The organism is Geomonas oryzisoli, assembly GCF_018986915.1.
GTDB lineage: Bacteria > Desulfobacterota > Desulfuromonadia > Geobacterales > Geobacteraceae > Geomonas > Geomonas oryzisoli.
On sequence record NZ_CP076723.1, the window covers coordinates 126,640 to 142,947 of the forward strand.

A 16,308-nucleotide genomic window follows, 5' to 3' on the forward strand; every position below is an offset into this window, starting at 1 on the left:
AGGGGCGAAGCCCAGAGTTATCAGGGGCTTTGGCTGGCTTTGTTGGGGAGTGTGATGACGACGCGGGTGCCGACGTTTTCCTCGCTGTCGATGCTCACGGTACCGCCGTGCATCCGGATGAACTCGCGCACGTAGAACAGGCCGAGCCCGAAGCCACGCACCTGGCCGGTATGTTCGGCGTCGACCTGGTAGAACTTCTCGAACAGCTTGGGGAGCTGCTCCGTCGGGATGCCGATGCCGTCGTCCTGGACCGTGATCTCGCACTGGTCCTCAAGGTTTCTCAACGTGACGCAGACCACGCCGGTTTCCTTGGAGAACTTGATGGCGTTGTCGATCACCTGGCGCACGGCGAAGCAGACCTTGTCGCGGTCCAGCATCAGCTCCGGAACGGTGTCCTGGGTGATGTGGGCGGTGACTCCGGGGCGGTCGGCGACTTCCTGGGCCTCCTGCAGGAGCTTGGGGAGCAGCAGGTTGAGGGTGCAGGGTTCCAGGTGCAGCCCGGCGCCGCTGTCCATGACCGAGGAGAAGGTGAGCAGGTCGGTGACCAGGTTGCCCAGGTAGCACGCCTCGTTGTAGATCAGCTTGATGTGTTCCTTGGCACCCTCGTCGGACGGGTCGATGATTCCGGAGGCGAGGTTCTGCAGGAACAGGGAAATCGAGGTGATGGGGGTGCGGAACTTGTGGGAGATGAGCGACAGGAACACCGTCTTGAAGCGGTCCAGGTTCCTCAGGTTGGCGATCTCTTCCTTGAGCGCCTTTTTCACCAGCGCCTTGCTGATGGCGCTCTTCAGCTGCAGGAGGTTGAGCGGCTTGGTGATGAAGTCGTCCGCGTCGGCCTTCAGGGCCTTGAGGATCAGGTCCTTGTCGGCGAAGCCGGTCATGATGATGACCACCATGGTCGGTTCGCGCTCTTTCAGTTTCTTCAGGAGCTCGATGCCGTCCATCCGGGGCATCATGACGTCGGTGAGGATGACGTCGATGCCGCCGCGCAGGAAGATCTCGTACGCCTCCTGCCCGTCCTCCGCCTCCACGATGTGGTAGTCGTTGAGAACCCGCCTGCACAGGTCGCGGATCACCCCTTCATCGTCGACGATGAGGATGGTTTTCTTTTCCCTGTCCTGTAGGAGTTCCTGGCTGTGCTGGGCGGTCAATTCGAGCATAGGCATGTCCCGGTCGTGCTGAAATATCTGCCTGTTGCAAGTACGAGTTAACTTCTTCCCCTAGAGGGGGGGGACAGGCACCTATCGGAGCCAGTCCCCTTCCATCTCTCTACCCTACGATGCGGTACACCGCCTCGAGTGCCTCGGCGAGGTTCTCTGGCTTGGTGCCGCCCGCTTGGGCCAGCTCCGGCTTGCCGCCGCCGTTGCCGCCGACGATGGGGGCGATGGCCTTGATGATGTCGCCTGCCTTCCAGCGCGAGGTGAGGTCGGAGGTGACCGCGACCAGCAGGTTCGCCTTGACGGCGTCTCCGGCGCCCAGGACGATGATGCCCGAGCCGATGCGGTCCTTCAAGGTGTCGGAGAGTTCGCGCAGCCCCTTGGCGTCGCCGTCGACTTTGACTGCGAGGATCTTGACGCCGTTTTGTTCGCGCACCTGCTGGATGAGGTCGGCGGACTTGGAGGCATTAACCTTCGCCTGCAGCGCATCGAGCTCCTTCTGCAGCTCGCGCTGGCCGGCCAGAAGTTTCTCCACGCGATCCAGGGTGCTGACACCTTCGGCCTTCAGGAGCGTCGCGATGCTGCGCTGCTCGTCTTCCATCTGGTGCACCACGGCCAGGGCGCCGTGCCCGGTCTGGGCCTCGATGCGCCTGACCCCCGCGGCGATGCCCGCCTCGGAGATGATCTTGAAGAAGCCGATCTCGCCGGCGCCGTGTACGTGGGTGCCGCCGCAGAGTTCGGAAGAGACATCGCCCACGCGCACCACGCGTACGACGTCGCCGTACTTCTCGCCGAAGAGGGCGGTGGCGCCTGCGGCCAGGGCCTCGGCAGCCGGCATCTCGCGGGCGTCGACGGAGTCGTTCTGCATGATGTGGCCGTTGACCAGGACCTCGACCCTGCGGATCTCCTCTGCGGTCATCGGGCTGAAGTGGGTGAAGTCGAAGCGCAGGCGGTCCGGGGTGACCAGGGAGCCGGCCTGCTTGACGTGGTCACCCAGCACCTCGCGCAGCGCCGCCTGCAACAGGTGGGTCGCGGTATGGTTCCTGGCGGTCGCGGAGCGGTTCGCCGAGGCGACCTTCAGGTCGACGGCCTCGCCGTTACGGATGTTGCCGGAAACCACCTTGCCGCGGTGCACGATGAGGTCGGTGAACGGGCGGCTGGTGCTTTCCACTTCCACGTGTGCCGCGCCGGTGGAGATGGTGCCGGTGTCGCCAGCCTGGCCGCCGGACTCGCCGTAGAAGGGGGTCTTGGCTGTGACGATTTCGACCTCGTCCCCGGCGTTGGCCTCTTCGACCAGCACGCCTCCCTTCACAATGGCGCTCACGGTCGAGTAGGCGGTCTGCTCGGCGTAGCCCACGAACTCACTGGTGATGCCGGAGCCGTGCAGTTCCTTGTAGATGGCGGCGAGCCCCTGCTCGCCGGAGCCTTTCCAGTTCTCCCTCGCCTTGACGCGCTGCTTCTCCATGCACAGTGCAAAGCCGTCCTCGTCCAGGGTGAGCCCTTCCGCTTCGACGATGTCGGCGGTGAGGTCGACCGGGAAGCCGTAGGTGTCGTAGAGCTTGAAGATCACTTCGCCGGAGAGCACGGTTTCACCCTTGCCCTTGAGCGCAGCGGTCTCCTCATTGAGGATGGCCAGGCCGCGGTCCAGGGTTTCGATGAAGCGCTCCTCCTCCGCCTTGATCACCTTCTTCACGTAGTGCTCGCGCTCGAGCAGTTCCGGGTAGGCGTCGCCCATCATCATGTTGACGGCGTCGACAACCTTGTAGAGCATCGGCTCGGACACGCCCAGCATCTTCGCGTGGCGGGCGGCGCGGCGCATGATGCGGCGCAGCACGTAGCCGCGACCCTCGTTGGAGGGGAGCACGCCGTCGCAGATCAGGAAGGTGGTGGCGCGGGAGTGGTCTGCGATGACGCGCATGGAGACGTCGTCCTTCTCGTCGGCGCGGTACTTCTTGCCGCAGATCGTCTCGATGTGGCGGATGATCCCCTGGATGAGGTCGGTGTCGTAGTTGGAGGTGACGCCCTGCATGACGGCGGAGATGCGCTCCAGGCCCATGCCGGTGTCGACGGAGGGTTTCGGAAGCGGCGTCAGGGTGCCGTCCTTGTCGCGGTTGAACTGCATGAAGACGTTGTTCCAGATCTCCATGTAGCGGTCGCAGTCGCAGCCGACGGCGCAGTCCGGGGAGCCGCAGCCGGTGCCGGGGCCGTTGTCCCAGAAGATCTCGGAGCAGGGGCCGCAGGGGCCGGTGTCGCCCATGGCCCAGAAGTTGTCCTTCTCGCCGAAGCGGTAGATGCGCTCGCGGGGCACCCCTTCCTGGGTGTGCCAGATGTCGGCCGCTTCGTCGTCGTCGTTGTAGACCGTCACGTAGAGGCGGTCCTTGGAGAGGCCGAGGTCGACGGTGAGGAATTCCCAGGCGAAAGCGATGGCTTCCTTCTTGAAGTAGTCCCCGAAGGAGAAGTTGCCGAGCATTTCGAAGAAGGTGTGGTGGCGCGCGGTGCGGCCCACGTTCTCGAGGTCGTTGTGCTTACCGCCGGCGCGAACGCATTTCTGCGAGGAGACGGCCCTGTTGTAGTCGCGTTTCTCAAGGCCCAGGAACACGTCCTTGAACTGGTTCATGCCCGCGTTGGTGAACAGCAGGGTCGGGTCGTTTTTCGGGATGAGGTTCGAGCTCTCCACCAGGGTGTGACCCTTTTTTTGAAAGAAGTTGAAGAACTGCGCCCTGATCTCTTTGCCTGTCATAAAAAAACCTCAGTAAATGGAATATCTGAACCTTGAATCGGTTGTGCGCGGTTTGTGCACCAGATGTCGTCTTCGCCCTTTGCCACGGTTCATCCGGATTGGAAGGGACGTTTTGCTGTGCTGGCTACCGTGGCGCTGAACGAGCCCTCACGTTCCCCCCTTGTGAAAGGGGGAAGCTGGGCTTGAGGCTGGTGGCTAGGCTGAACGCAGCGTTCCGCTAGAGGGACAGGCACCTGGCGGAGCCAGTCCCTTCTGCTATTCGCCCGCCTTTAATCCTCGTGCGCCTTCAACTCCCGGAAGATGGCGGAGAGTGAAAAACCCTTCCTCTGCAGGTACCCGACGATGCGTCGCTTCTCCTTGTCGGTTGCGCTGGCCGCATCGAAACCCGGATAGCGCCGCTCCACCAGCTGCGCCAGCAACTCGGCCTCGCTGTACTCCTGGGCCAGTTCGTCCAGCACCTGGTTCACGATGGAGCCCGCGATACCTCGGCGGGTAAGCTCCAGCTTCAGCCTCGGCCCGACCCCCTTGCCGTTTCTCAGCGCGGAAGAGGCGAAACTGCGTGCGAAGCGCAGGTCGTCGAGATAGCCCAGCTCTTTCATCCGGGCGACGCTCTCTTCGATCTCCCCTTCCTGGTACCCCTTGCCGGAAAGCTTCTTTCTGAGCTCCCCTTCCGAGTGGTCGCGCAGGGTGAGCACGCGCAGGCAGCAGTCGTAGGCCGTACCGCGCTGCACCTAGTACTTCTCGATGACCAGCTCCTTGTCGCCGCCCTCGGTCGCGCCCTCCGGTTGTTCCTCGGCGAAGCTGTCCCAGCTGGAATCCGAGGTGGAGGAGATGCCGGAGACTTTGAGGGCGAAGTCGTCGGGGTTGCTGGACTGGCGCAGGGCCTCTTCGTAGGTGATCAGCTTCCTGCTCAGCAGCTGCATGAGCGACTGGTCGAAACTCTGCATCCCGTAGGTGGTATGTCCCTGGGCTATGGCATCCGGGATCTGCTTGGTCTTTTCCTTGTCGTCGATGCAGTCCCTGATGCGGGCCGTGCCGATCATGACCTCGACGGCGGGAACGCGTCCCTTGCCGTCGATGCGCGGCACCAGGCGCTGCGAGATGACGCCCCTGAGGATACCGGCCAACTGCATCCGCACCTGGCGCTGGTGGAAAGGGGGGAAGACCGAGATCACCCTGTTCACCGTTTCGGCGGCGTCCAGGGTGTGCAGGGTGGAGAGCACCAGGTGCCCGGTCTCGGCGGCTGTCAGCGCGGTCTCGATGGTTTCGTAGTCGCGCATCTCGCCGACCAGGATGACGTCCGGGTCCTGGCGCAGGGCCGAGGTGAGCGCCTTGCCGAAGGTGAGCGTGTCGAAGCCGACCTCGCGCTGGCTGATCAGGCTCTTCTTGTCCTTGTGCAGGTACTCGACCGGGTCCTCGATGGTGATGATGTTACAGGTCCGGTGCTCGTTGATGTAGTCGATGAGGGAGGCAAGCGTGGTGGACTTGCCGGAACCGGTGGTCCCGGTCACCAGGATCAGGCCGCGCTGCTCCAGGGCGAGTTTCTTCAGCACCGGCGGCAGGTTCAGCGCCTCCAGGGTCGGGATGGCGATCGGGATGGCACGCAGCACCATCGCCACCGTCCCGCGCTGGGCGAAGGCGTTGACGCGGAAACGCCCGAGACCCGGCACGCCGTAGGAGAGGTCGGTCTCGTAGTTCTCCTCGAAGATCCGCTTCTGGCGCTCGTTCATGATCGAGAAGGCCATGTTCCGGACCGCGTCAGCGGAGAGCCTTTCAGCGTTGGGGATGGCGCGCAGGGAGCCGTCGATCCTGACGATGGGGGGGAGGCCCGCCTTCAGGTGGATGTCCGACCCCTTCGCCTTCATGGCTATGGCGAGGATCTCGTTAAGTTGCATGGTTTAGGCTGCGCCGGGTGCTTGGGCGTCTTGTTCTGGAGCGGTGAGCTTAGCCCTGATCTCTTCGGTGATTTCCGGATGTTCCTTGAGGAAAAGCCTTGAGTTTTCACGTCCCTGGCCGATGCGCTCCTTGCCGTAGGAGAACCAGGCGCCGCTTTTCTCCACCACGTTGCGCTCAACGGCCAGGTCGAGCACGTCGCCTTCCTTGGAGATCCCTTCGCCGTAGAGGATGTCGAACTCCACTTCCTTGAACGGGGGGGCCACCTTGTTCTTGACCACCTTGACGCGGGTCCGGGAACCGATCATGTCGTTGCCCTGCTTGAGGGCGGCGATCTTCCTGATATCCATGCGGACCGAGGCGTAGAACTTGAGCGCGTTGCCGCCGGTGGTGGTCTCCGGGTTGCCGAACATGACGCCGATCTTCATCCTGATCTGGTTGATGAAGATGACACAGCAGTTGGACTTGGAGATGATGCCGGTGAGTTTCCTCAGGGCCTGGGACATCAGGCGCGCCTGCAGGCCCATGTGCGAGTCGCCCATGTCCCCTTCGATCTCTGCTTTCGGGACCAGGGCGGCGACGGAGTCGACGACGAGGACGTCGATGGCGCCGGAGCGCACCAGGGTTTCCGCGATTTCCAGCGCCTGCTCGCCGGTGTCCGGCTGGGAGACCAGCAGGTCGTCGGTCTTGACGCCGAGCTTCCTGGCGTAGCCGATGTCGAGGGCGTGTTCGGCGTCGACGAAGGCCGCGATGCCGCCCAGTTTCTGGGCTTCGGCGATCACGTGCAGGGCGAGGGTGGTCTTGCCGGAAGATTCCGGTCCGAAGATCTCGATGACGCGGCCGCGGGGCACGCCCCCGACCCCAAGGGCGAGGTCCAGGGAGAGGGAGCCGGTCGGGATCGACGCCACGTCCGGCAGCGCCTCCTCGTTGCCGAGCCTCATGATGGCCCCTTTGCCGAACTGTTTCTCGATCTGGCTCATGGCCAGGTCGAGGGCTTTTTCCGCTTTTTCCTTATCGAGCATCGTTTTATATCTCCTTAGCCTTGTCAGGCGCTGTTTTGGGTCTGGTTCCGGAACCAATCACACATAACATAAAAACCGTTCAAGGTTCAACGTTCAATGTTCAAAACGGGAAAACGTTCGACGTTCAAGGTTCAACGTTCAAGATTTGACGGTCGCCAGATGAACACGCTCTGCTACGGCTCCCGTGCCACTTCGTATTGATGAGGTCAACGTCGAACGTGTTTTTAGAGATCTCTGTCGCCATGGCTCCCGTGCCACTTCGGATGATCGGGTTAACGTCGAACGTTGAACGTTGAACGGCCGTTAAAACAGCGCCGGCTGGATCAGCTCCTGTTCCAGCGGCAGCACCAGGAAGAAGGAACTGCCGTCGTTGCTCTCCACCCAGACCATGCCGCCGTGGGCCTCGACCATCCCCTTGACGATGGCGAGCCCCAGCCCGGCGCCTTTGCCCTGCCGCCTGCCGCTGGAGTGGTGCCTGATATCGCCCACCTCGTAGAAGATCTCGAAGATGCCCAGTTGTTCGTGCAGCGGGATGCCGATGCCGCAGTCGCGCACCTCGACTTCCAGATAGCAGCGTTCGCCGCAGCGCCTCAGGAAATCCGGGTTGAAGCGCGTGAGGGTGTGGGCGCGCTGGTGCAGGTCCTCTTGCTGGACCACGCGGCCGTTGACGACGATCTCGCCCCCTTCGGGGCTGAAGCGGATGGCATTTAAAAGGAGCTCGTAGAAGACCCGCTCGAGATAGCCGCAGTCCCCCTGGAAAAAGGGGAGGTGGTCCAGGTCGCGTAGCGTCACCACCTGGCTGCGCTCCTCGAAGAGGGGCTGCAACTGGTCCAGGAGGTTCTCCAGGAGCATCCTCAGGTGGATGGCGGACGTCTCCAGCCCTTCCCGGCGCGCCTCCAGCCGGATCAGCTTCAAAAGGTCCGCGACCAGGGCCTTCAACCTCAGCCCGCCGTCGCGCACCATCTCCATGACCCGGCAGGCGTCCTCCTGCGAACTCCATCCCTGCTGCAGCAGGTGGTCCACCCCGGAGATGATGCTGGTGAGAGGCGTGTTGAATTCGTGGGAGACCATGCCCAGGAACTGGTTCTTCATGCGATCCAGCCGGGCCTGTTCCAGGTGCGCCTTTTCCACCAGGGCGAGGTTGTGCTTGAGCTTCGTTTCGGACACGGAGAGGCTGTGGCTGCTCTTTTCCAGCAGCCGGTGCGAGCGGAGCAGTTCCTCGCTCTTCCACTTGAGCTCGGTGAAGAGCCTGATCTGCTCGATGATGCTCCCCATCTGCTTGCCGACCGTCTCCAGGAAACGCAGCTCTTCGGGGGCGTAGCTGTGGGGCTCGCGGTGGATGAGGTGAATCACCCCGATCAGGCGTTCCTGGGAGCTGATGGGGATGGAGGTGAGGCTCCCCCAACCTTCGCCGGCATCGCCCAGCGGCACCGTGCAGACCTGGCGGAAGCCGTCGGGATTCTTCAGGGTTTCCCCGAGCACCTGTTCCAGGTTGGGGGAGGCGTGTTTCGAGGCGCAGAGGGAAGGAGAGGATGCCTCCGGGGTGGAAAGGTGCAGGGTGCCCCCTTCGGCGCGGAACAGTTCCATCAGCTGGAGCAGGGTCCCTTCCTGTACCGCTTTAAGCTCCATGCCGAGGTTCATGCTGGTGAGCATGTTGTTGAGGATGGAGAGCTCGCGGTTTCTCTGCCAGATCTCCCGCTCGGTGCGGCGCTTCTCCGTGATGTCGCGCAGCAGGCAGTGCGCCACCTGCTCGTCGCCGAGGTCGATGAGCCGCGCGTTGATCTCGCCCAGGAACGAAGAGCCGTCCTTGCGTATCAGCCGTACCTCGTCCCAGTCAGCCTTGCCGCTGCGCACGAGCTGGTACAGGAAGCTGCGCAGCCGCTCGTGTTCGCAGGGGTCGAGCAGGTCGCGCACCACCATGTTGCCCAACTCGTCCTTGGTGAAGCCGAAAAGCTCGCGTCCCAGCCGGTTCTCTTCTTCGAGTTCGGCCGTTTCCACGTTGAAGATGAAGATGGCGTTGCCCGCTCCTTCCAGCAGGCTCTTGTAACGCCGTGCACTCTTGGCCGCCTCCTGCTGCATCTCTCCGATCTCGCGGCGCAGGCCGTCAACCATGCTCTCCTGGCGCTGCTTGAAGAGCGCCACAAAGCACAGGAGCACCGCCGCCAGCGACACGGAGACGCCGAGGTGGAGCCATCCGGGCAGCGGCGTGTACTGCTCGATCAGAACGAGCAGCAGTTCGCAGGCGACAATGAGTAACAGCGGCGCAAAGTGCAAGGTCGTTTCCCCTGTACCAGCATTTTGACACCTGATTGGCGACGATCTTCCGCTACCTGCCACTCCCCCCTTCGCAAAGGGGGACTTTTACCAGCGGAAGTTTGTCACTACTCGGGTTTTGTTATGGCCCCGTCACTCGGGGACCGCTGCACCATGGCGGGTGAGGAGGTGTTCGCGCAGCCAGTTGAGCGCGGTAAAGCAGGTGATGGAACGGACCCGGGCCCGGTCCCCCTGGAAGTTGCAGCGTTCGACCCGGCAGGATTCGGCGTCGGCCAGCGCGATGTACACGGTGCCCACCGGTTTTTCGGACGTGCCGCCGTCCGGCCCGGCGATGCCGGTGACCGACAGGGCCAGGTTGCTTCCGGAGGCCTCGCGGGCGCCTTCGGCCATGGCGCGGGCGACCTCGGCACTGACCGCCCCGTGCCGCTCGATCAGTTCCGGGGAGACCGCGATCATCCGGCTCTTGGCGGCGTTACTGTAGGTCACGTTCCCTTCCAGGAAGTAGGCGGAGCTGCCGGCCATAGCGGTGATGCGCGCGGCGATCATGCCGCCGGTGCAGGATTCTGCCAGGGCGAGGGTGACCCCGCTCTCCCGGAACAGGCGCGCCAGCACATCGTCCATGGTGTCGCCGTCCTCGGCGAAGAGGAACTCGGACAGCCGCCTCCTTACCTCGGCCGCGGCCGCCTCGAGGTGCTCCGCGTCTGCTGCCGCCGCCCGCAGGATCACGTGGATCTCCGGGTACTTAACGCAGTAGGCGAGCTGCAGAGGGGCGTCCGCCGGGAAGGCGCCTTCCAGCCGCTCGGCGATGGCCGCCTCCGGGATGCCGAACACCTTCAGGGTGATGCGCCGCCAGGGCGCGGGGAGCCGCTTGGAAAGCTCCGGGAGCACCGTGTCCGCCAGCATCCGCTCCATCTCGTAGGGGACCCCGGGGAGGAAGAAGAGCTCGGCCTGGTCGATGTCGATCGCGAAACCGCAGGCGGTTCCCAGTGGGTTGGGGATGAGCCGGGCACCCTTGGGGAAAAGCGCCTGGCGCCGGTTGGCCGGGTGCAGCGGTTTTGCGATCCTCTTTTCGAACTCCGCCAGGTGGTCCAGCGCCGTCTGTGAGAGTTCCAGCTCCACTCCCGCCGCCCGCGCCGCGCCTTGGGCAGTGTAGTCGTCGGGGGTGGGACCGAGCCCGCCGGTGACGATGACGGCATCGCTCACCCCTGCCAGCTCGAGGAGGGCCTGCGCGATCGCCTCCTCGTCATCCGGGACGGTGAGGTGCCGAAAGACGCGCGCACCGCAATCGTAGATCCGGCCCGCGATGTGGCTCGCGTTGGTGTCCGTCACCTCGCCGGTCAGGAGTTCGTCCCCTATGGAAAGGATGGCGACTCTCACAAAAACCTCAGGGCCAGGTGCGTGGCGGCGCAGGCGTAGATGCCGGCGACGATGTCGTCCAGCACCACGCCGTAGCCGTTTTTCAGCGAGCGGTCGAACCAGCGCGCCGGCTGCGGTTTCAGGATGTCGAAGATGCGGAACATGACGAAGCCCGCGAGGATCCCCTGCCAGGACGCCGGGACCGCGGTCATGGTCACCAGGTAGCCGGCCACCTCGTCGATGACGATCTTGCCCGAGTCGTGCTCGCCCCAGAGCTCCTCGCCGAAACCCGCGCTCCAGCAGGCGAACAGCGTGAAGGCGGCCGTGGTGAGGAGGTAGAGCCACAGCGGCATGCCCGAGAGGAGCAGGAAGAAGGGGATCGCCCCGAGCGTCCCGACCGTTCCGGAGGCAAAGGGGGAAAAGCCGGTGCCGAACCAGGTGGCGGAAATGATCACGAACTTTTTCATCCCTTGCTGCACTCCCTCTCCACGGTCCGGTACACCTCGAAAAGCGGCACTTGCTTTGCGAGGGCGATCTCCCGGCAGGATTCGTATTCCGGCGTGACCCGCCCGTTGCCCAGCACCTTGACCCGCACCTCGCCCAGCGAGGTCTGCCGCGTCTCGCAGGAGCGGGGGAGGGTGATCCGGCCGGCGGGGTAGTAGCGCAGGCCGATGGCGCTCGATTCCGCGAGGATGATGGCCGACAGTTGCTCCAGGTCGTCCGGCTTGGCGATCACGGTGAGGCGGGTTCCGGGGCGGTTCTTCTTCATCTGCAGCGGCGAGAAGGCGACGTCCAGCGCCCCCGCCTCCATGAGCCGTTCCATGAGGAAGCCGAAGATCTCCGCGGGCATGTCGTCGATGTGCGTCTCGAGGACCAGCACCTCCTGTGCCTCTCCGGATGCGGCGCTTTCCCCCAGCACGAGCCGGAGCAGGTTGGGGAGTTCCGGGAAATCCTTTTCTCCGGCGCCGTAGCCCGTCGCCGCGACGGTCATCGCCGGGGGAGGACCGAACTTCTCGGCGAGCGCCGCGACGATCGCCGCGCCGGTCGGGGTGACCCGTTCGCCGGGGCCGATGTCGGGGCCGAGCGGGATCCCCTCCATCAGCTTCGCTGTGGCCGGCGCCGGGACGGGAAGGAGTCCGTGGGCGGTTTTCACGAAGCCGTGGCCGTAGGGGAGGCCCGAGGCGCAGACCTTCTCGATGCCGAGGTAGTCGAGGCCGATGGCGGTGCCGACGATGTCGACGATGGAGTCGACGGCGCCGACCTCGTGGAAATGCACCCGCTCCAGCGGCACGCCGTGCACGCTCGCCTCGGCCTGCGCCAGCTTCAGGAAGATACGCTGGGAGAGTTCCTTGACCCGCGGCTTGAGATCCGACTTCTCGATCATCGCAGCGATGCCCGAGTAGTGGCGGTGCGGTTGGTCCTCTTCGGTGAGGGTGACCTTGAAGGAGGCGCCGGAGACGCCGTGGCGCTCCACCTTGCGGCTCTCCAGCGTGTAGCCGCACAGCGGCAGCGTAGAGAGTTCCTGCTGCAGCGTCTCCAGCGGGAGCCCGAGCTCGATCAGGCCGGCTACGGTCATGTCGCCTGCGATCCCGGCGAAGCAATCGAAATACAGTACCTTCATCCGTGAATCCTGTTCATGAGGCTCGCCGCGTAGGCAGCTCCGAAGCCGTTATCTATGTTGACCACCGTCACCCCGGCGGCGCAGGAATTGAGCATGCCGAGCAGGGCCGCGACGCCGCCGAAGGACGCGCCGTAACCAACCGAGGTGGGGACCGCGATCACCGGTTTGTCCACCAGCCCCCCCACGACGGAGGGAAGGGCCCCCTCCATCCCCGCCACGACGATGATCACCGAGGCTTCCGCCAGCGTGCCGCGCCGCGCCAGCAGGCGGTGCAATCCCGCCACGCCCACGTCGTACACCTTTTCCACCACGTTTCCCATCATCTGCGCGGTGAGGACCGCCTCGGCCGCCACCGGTATGTCCGAGGTGCCGGCACAGACCACCAGCACCTTGCCGCGGCCGCGCAATTCGACCGGATGCTGTTCGATGGTGAGCGCGCGGGCGTCGGGGTGGTAGATGGCCTGCGGGAAGAACTCCTTGAGTTTGGCCCCCTTGGCGCCGTTGACCCGCGTCGCCAGGACGTTGCCGCCTTTCTCCAGGAGCGCCGTGATGATGGTGCGCATCTGGGCGATGCTCTTGCCCTGCCCGAAGATCACCTCGGGAAAGCCCTGGCGCAGGGTGCGGTGGTGGTCCACCGTGGCGCAGCCGACATCTTCGAAGGGGAGGTGCTTCAATCTCTCCAGCGCCTGGGGGATGTCGAGCGCCCCCTCGCGTACTTCCAGGAGGACCTTTTCAATTACCTTGTTTTGCATGAATATGAAGCTGCCTCCGCAGGTTGCAAAATGGGATTAAGGCTAACATAGAAACGTGGGATTCGCTGCTAAAAAATACTTTTTTTGGCAGGAGCGGGGAATTTTCTGAGAGATGGACGGGATGGGGATGTCGCTGTGTCGTAACGTGTCAAAGTACAAAGAAAAGCCCCGTTGTAGAGGAGGCTTTTGAGAGGGATTAGGGCGTGCGGGATTTCTTTGTGACGGCAGAGGTCCCCACTCTCTTCTTGCGCTGTGCTTCCATGACCGTCCGCAGGATCCTGTTGGCCCTGGTCTGATACCCTCTGCCCGCCTCCTTAAGCCATGTCACCACATCGGAATCCAGGCGTATGGTAATAGTCTGCTTAGCGGGGACAAAGGTCGCCTTCTCGAAAAAATCGTCCCCCAGTTCCGGCAGGTCCGAGTAGTCGATTTCATCATCTTTCATGGCATCAACCTTGTCCCACTCGAATTTCATCTACGGCCTCATTGTAAATACACATGTATGTACAGTCAAGCAGCAGAATGCAGTCCCGGCGGTTATTATACCCGCTGTTTATGTTTGCGCGCGTATTGTCCATGTTGTACCGTTTGAACGCTTGACAGAATGGGGATGGTACGGGAGGTTGAAAGATGGCACAGGGGGAGCAGAAAATGGTGGCGCTGGTGACGGGAGCCGCACGCGGGATCGGCAAAGGCATCGCGCAGCGACTGCTTGCGGAAGGCTACGCCCTGGTGTTGGCCGACATCGACGGCGCGGCGCTTGCCGAGACGGCAGCGGCACTCGGTGCCCCCGATGCGGTCCTGGCGGTGGAAACTGACGTTGCGGATGAGCACTCCGTGCAGGCGCTCATTGCCGGGACGTTGGCCCGTTTCGGACGGCTGGACCTGTTGGTGAACAATGCGGCGCTGGCCCGTGCTCACGCGGCACCGGTGCATGAACTGCCGCTTTCTGAATGGAATCGCGTCATCGGCACCAACCTGACCAGCGTCTTCCTCTGCTGCAAATACGCGGCGCCGCACCTCAAGCAAAGCCGCGGCAGCATCGTCAACATCTCCTCCACGCGGGCGTTGCAGTCCGAACCGGATACCGAAGCCTATTCCGCCAGCAAGGGAGGCGTCGTCGCCCTCACCCACGCGCTTGCCATGAGCCTTGGGCCTGAGGTCCGGGTCAACTGCGTGAGTCCCGGCTGGATTCACAATGGCGATGAGGCGGAACTGCGACCGGTGGACCACCGGCAGCATCCGGCGGGGCGGGTTGGTCGCGCTGCGGACATCGCTGAAATGGCGCTCTTTCTCGCCTCGCCGCGCGCCGGTTTCATCACCGGCCAGAACTTCGTGGTCGACGGCGGCATGACGCGCAAGATGATCTACGAGGAATAGGCCGCGGCCCATATCCCGCGATGCGCCTTATGGTGCCGCCCGACCGGAACACGGGTGTAACCGTGCTTCCTCGCGTCGGCTAGATCTTCACCGTCTTGTAAAGGAAGTTTAAGGCAACTTCAGTTAAATTAGCTGGTTATCTATGATGGGTACGATATGGGTACGAAAAAAATTAAAGAAAGTTAATTATAAGTTCAAAAACTCACTCCTGATTTTGCTTCATTTTGTCTCATCTTCCGGTAGGTGTTTTGCGGATTGCTTTGCTACACCTCAGTATAGGGCTGCAGCCAGTTCTTTACCAGCCCTCCTCCACCCAGGGGCTCTTTTCCCGGACCTCCCGCTTTGAGGACCTCCTTTCCACTACCAAAGGTACGAATTCGCAGGTCTGAACCTTTAGACAAACCTGCTGAATATGTCCGTACGGCAATTTCTGGTTGGTTTCCCCGCGAGATCAGGTGTAATGTGTCCGTACGGAAAAACGGAGGGAGGCATGGACCAAGAACAAAAGACAAGGGTCGGTGAGGCAATCTACGGCAGGGTCGTCAGCGCCAAGGATCTCGGGCAGGCCATTCGCAGCAAGCGCAAGGAAATCGGGATGCGGCAGGAAACCGCCGCAGGAATGACCGGGGTCGGGACCAAATTCCTTTCCCAACTGGAGAACGGGAAGGAAACGGCGGAACTGGGTAAAGCGCTCCAGGTGCTGTACAAGATGGGGCTCGAACTGTACGTCTTCCCGAGAAGCGCCGACCCCTTCAAGGAACGATGAGTCTCCCCATATTCAGGAGATCCTGCCACGTGACGCACCTGTCATGGTGTTCCGGGCGCAGCGAGAATTAGGGATACGGCAGCCTGAGCGGACCGCATACAGGCGGGCGGTCCGCTCAGGCTGCTGACCTGGTTTCACCTCCTGCCGGGGTCGCTGGTGCTGGTGCGAAAATGTGCATCGATGAACTGCCGCACCGCCTCCTCCTGGTAACGCACCGCACCGTGCTGGGCCATCTTTATGAACGGGATGCCACCCCCCTCCCAGCGCTTTCTGCGCAGCCAGTGCACCGACATTCCCACCATCTGGGCCGTTTCCTGCTCCGTCATCAGCCGGTTCATATTTTCCTCCTTTCGGGCCAGGTTCAGGACCCGGCTAGATTTGAATCCTCCAATCTTTAGGCATGGAACATGCCAGCCCCAACTGCCCGATTTCACGTGCTTCAGCTGGTCGTGGCAATGCCAGGCTGGTCAGGATCTGCGCTGGCTGCTGTTCAGGATTCGAACTTTGGGTTGAGTGACGTGGAACGTGGTGGCGATCAAGGCAGGGCCGTTCGAATAAAAAGGATAGAAAGAGGGGCTTCCGGGTTTTCCGTGGGTGGCAGGGTAAAGATTGAGCCCGCCCAGCCGGAACCAGATCATGATTTTGAACTATACACGAGATTTTGCTTGCAATTGTTCCGGCTGGGCCCTATAGTTGAGTAACTACTCAGTTAAAAAGTGGGATAAATAATGGCGCGGCCCAAAAGCGAAGACAAACAAAAGGCAATTTTGAACGCAGCGGTCCTCGAAATTGCAGAACATGGGGTAAGTGCCCCAACTGCACGGATAGCTAAAATTGCCGGGGTTGCAGAGGGTAGTTTGTTCACCTATTTCAGCAACAAGGATGAACTGCTCAATCACCTTTACCTTTATTTAAAAGAAGAGCTTCGTGAGTCCATGATGTCGGACTACCCGAAGGCTGAAACCGTTAAGAACCGCATCAAACACGCTTGGGAAAAATACGTTGCCTGGGGTATCAAAAACCCATCGAAACGAATAGTTCTTGCTAAACTTGGTATGTCGAACCGCGTGAGTGAGCAAACCAAAGCATTGGGGCTGGATGCTTTTTCTGATGTCGTTAAAATGATTCAAGAGAGTACAGCAAACGGGTTGTTACGTGATTATCCGTTCGACTTTGTATGCGCAATCATGGGGTCGCTTGCAGATACTTCAATGGATTTCATCGTCGGAGAACCTGCTAAAGCTGAATACTATACTAATGCCGGCTTCGAAGCGTTCTGGAATGCTGTAGCAAACGATTAGTTTTTTTTACCATCATAAATGAGCAAGTACTCGCTCGTTTATATAT

General features: G+C 62.1%; 15 protein-coding genes. 3 read left to right on the forward strand and 12 right to left on the reverse strand.

Annotation, left to right across the window (positions count from 1 at the left end; genetic code table 11):
* Positions 1–20: 20 nt before the first annotated feature.
* The 11 genes from KP004_RS00545 to KP004_RS00595 all read right to left on the reverse strand — a co-directional run bounded on the left by KP004_RS00545 (position 21) and on the right by KP004_RS00595 (position 13,290).
* Positions 21–1,160, reverse strand: a complete 1,140-nt coding sequence (locus KP004_RS00545; RefSeq protein ID WP_216802319.1) for a hybrid sensor histidine kinase/response regulator — start codon at positions 1,158–1,160, stop codon at positions 21–23.
* Between the two features lie 109 nt (positions 1,161–1,269).
* A complete protein-coding gene (gene alaS / locus KP004_RS00550; protein WP_216800462.1) occupies positions 1,270–3,897 on the reverse strand; it encodes an alanine--tRNA ligase in 2,628 nt (875 codons plus the stop codon).
* Positions 3,898–4,166: 269 nt separating this feature from the next.
* Positions 4,167–4,628: a regulatory protein RecX gene (locus KP004_RS00555; protein ID WP_216800463.1), complete on the reverse strand. Its 462-nt coding sequence runs from the start codon at positions 4,626–4,628 to the stop codon at positions 4,167–4,169.
* Complete coding sequence (locus KP004_RS00560) at positions 4,629–5,792, reverse strand: type IV pilus twitching motility protein PilT (protein WP_216800464.1); 1,164 nt, start codon at positions 5,790–5,792, stop codon at positions 4,629–4,631.
* A gap of 3 nt (positions 5,793–5,795) precedes the next feature.
* The gene (gene recA, locus KP004_RS00565) at positions 5,796–6,812 is read right to left on the reverse strand and encodes a recombinase RecA (RefSeq protein WP_199390767.1); all 1,017 of its coding nucleotides are present in this window, start codon (positions 6,810–6,812) and stop codon (positions 5,796–5,798) included.
* Between the two features lie 303 nt (positions 6,813–7,115).
* A complete protein-coding gene (locus tag KP004_RS00570) occupies positions 7,116–9,086 on the reverse strand; it encodes a sensor histidine kinase (RefSeq protein ID WP_216800465.1) in 1,971 nt (656 codons plus the stop codon).
* A 132-nt stretch (positions 9,087–9,218) separates the two neighbouring features.
* Complete coding sequence (locus KP004_RS00575; protein ID WP_216800466.1) at positions 9,219–10,463, reverse strand: competence/damage-inducible protein A; 1,245 nt, start codon at positions 10,461–10,463, stop codon at positions 9,219–9,221.
* Positions 10,460–10,909, reverse strand: a complete 450-nt coding sequence (locus KP004_RS00580; protein ID WP_216800467.1) for a phosphatidylglycerophosphatase A family protein — start codon at positions 10,907–10,909, stop codon at positions 10,460–10,462. The genes KP004_RS00575 and KP004_RS00580 overlap by 4 nt, the downstream gene beginning before the upstream one ends.
* Positions 10,906–12,063, reverse strand: coding sequence for a nickel pincer cofactor biosynthesis protein LarC (larC, locus tag KP004_RS00585; RefSeq protein ID WP_216800468.1), 1,158 nt, complete (start codon positions 12,061–12,063; stop codon positions 10,906–10,908). Before larC ends, KP004_RS00580 begins: the two co-directional genes overlap by 4 nt.
* Entirely contained in the window at positions 12,060–12,815 is a 756-nt protein-coding gene (gene larB / locus KP004_RS00590; RefSeq protein WP_216800469.1) for a nickel pincer cofactor biosynthesis protein LarB, read from the reverse strand. Before larB ends, larC begins: the two co-directional genes overlap by 4 nt.
* Before the next feature lie 196 nt (positions 12,816–13,011).
* Complete coding sequence (locus KP004_RS00595; protein WP_216800470.1) at positions 13,012–13,290, reverse strand: BrnA antitoxin family protein; 279 nt, start codon at positions 13,288–13,290, stop codon at positions 13,012–13,014.
* A gap of 188 nt (positions 13,291–13,478) precedes the next feature.
* Here KP004_RS00595 and KP004_RS00600 point away from each other — a divergent pair, with 188 nt between their 5' ends.
* A complete protein-coding gene (locus KP004_RS00600) occupies positions 13,479–14,195 on the forward strand; it encodes an SDR family oxidoreductase (RefSeq protein ID WP_239026889.1) in 717 nt (238 codons plus the stop codon).
* Positions 14,196–14,685: 490 nt separating this feature from the next.
* Entirely contained in the window at positions 14,686–14,961 is a 276-nt protein-coding gene (locus KP004_RS00605) for a helix-turn-helix domain-containing protein (protein ID WP_183344920.1), read from the forward strand.
* Between the two features lie 134 nt (positions 14,962–15,095).
* On the opposite strand, the gene KP004_RS00610 is transcribed toward KP004_RS00605, so the two are convergent.
* The gene (locus KP004_RS00610; protein ID WP_183344922.1) at positions 15,096–15,299 is read right to left on the reverse strand and encodes a helix-turn-helix transcriptional regulator; all 204 of its coding nucleotides are present in this window, start codon (positions 15,297–15,299) and stop codon (positions 15,096–15,098) included.
* Between the two features lie 390 nt (positions 15,300–15,689).
* Between KP004_RS00610 and KP004_RS00615 the strand changes: the two genes are divergently transcribed.
* Positions 15,690–16,262 carry a TetR/AcrR family transcriptional regulator gene (locus KP004_RS00615; protein ID WP_183344924.1) on the forward strand — a complete coding sequence of 191 codons (573 nt, stop codon included), beginning with the start codon at positions 15,690–15,692 and terminating at the stop codon, positions 16,260–16,262.
* Positions 16,263–16,308: the final 46 nt, after the last annotated feature.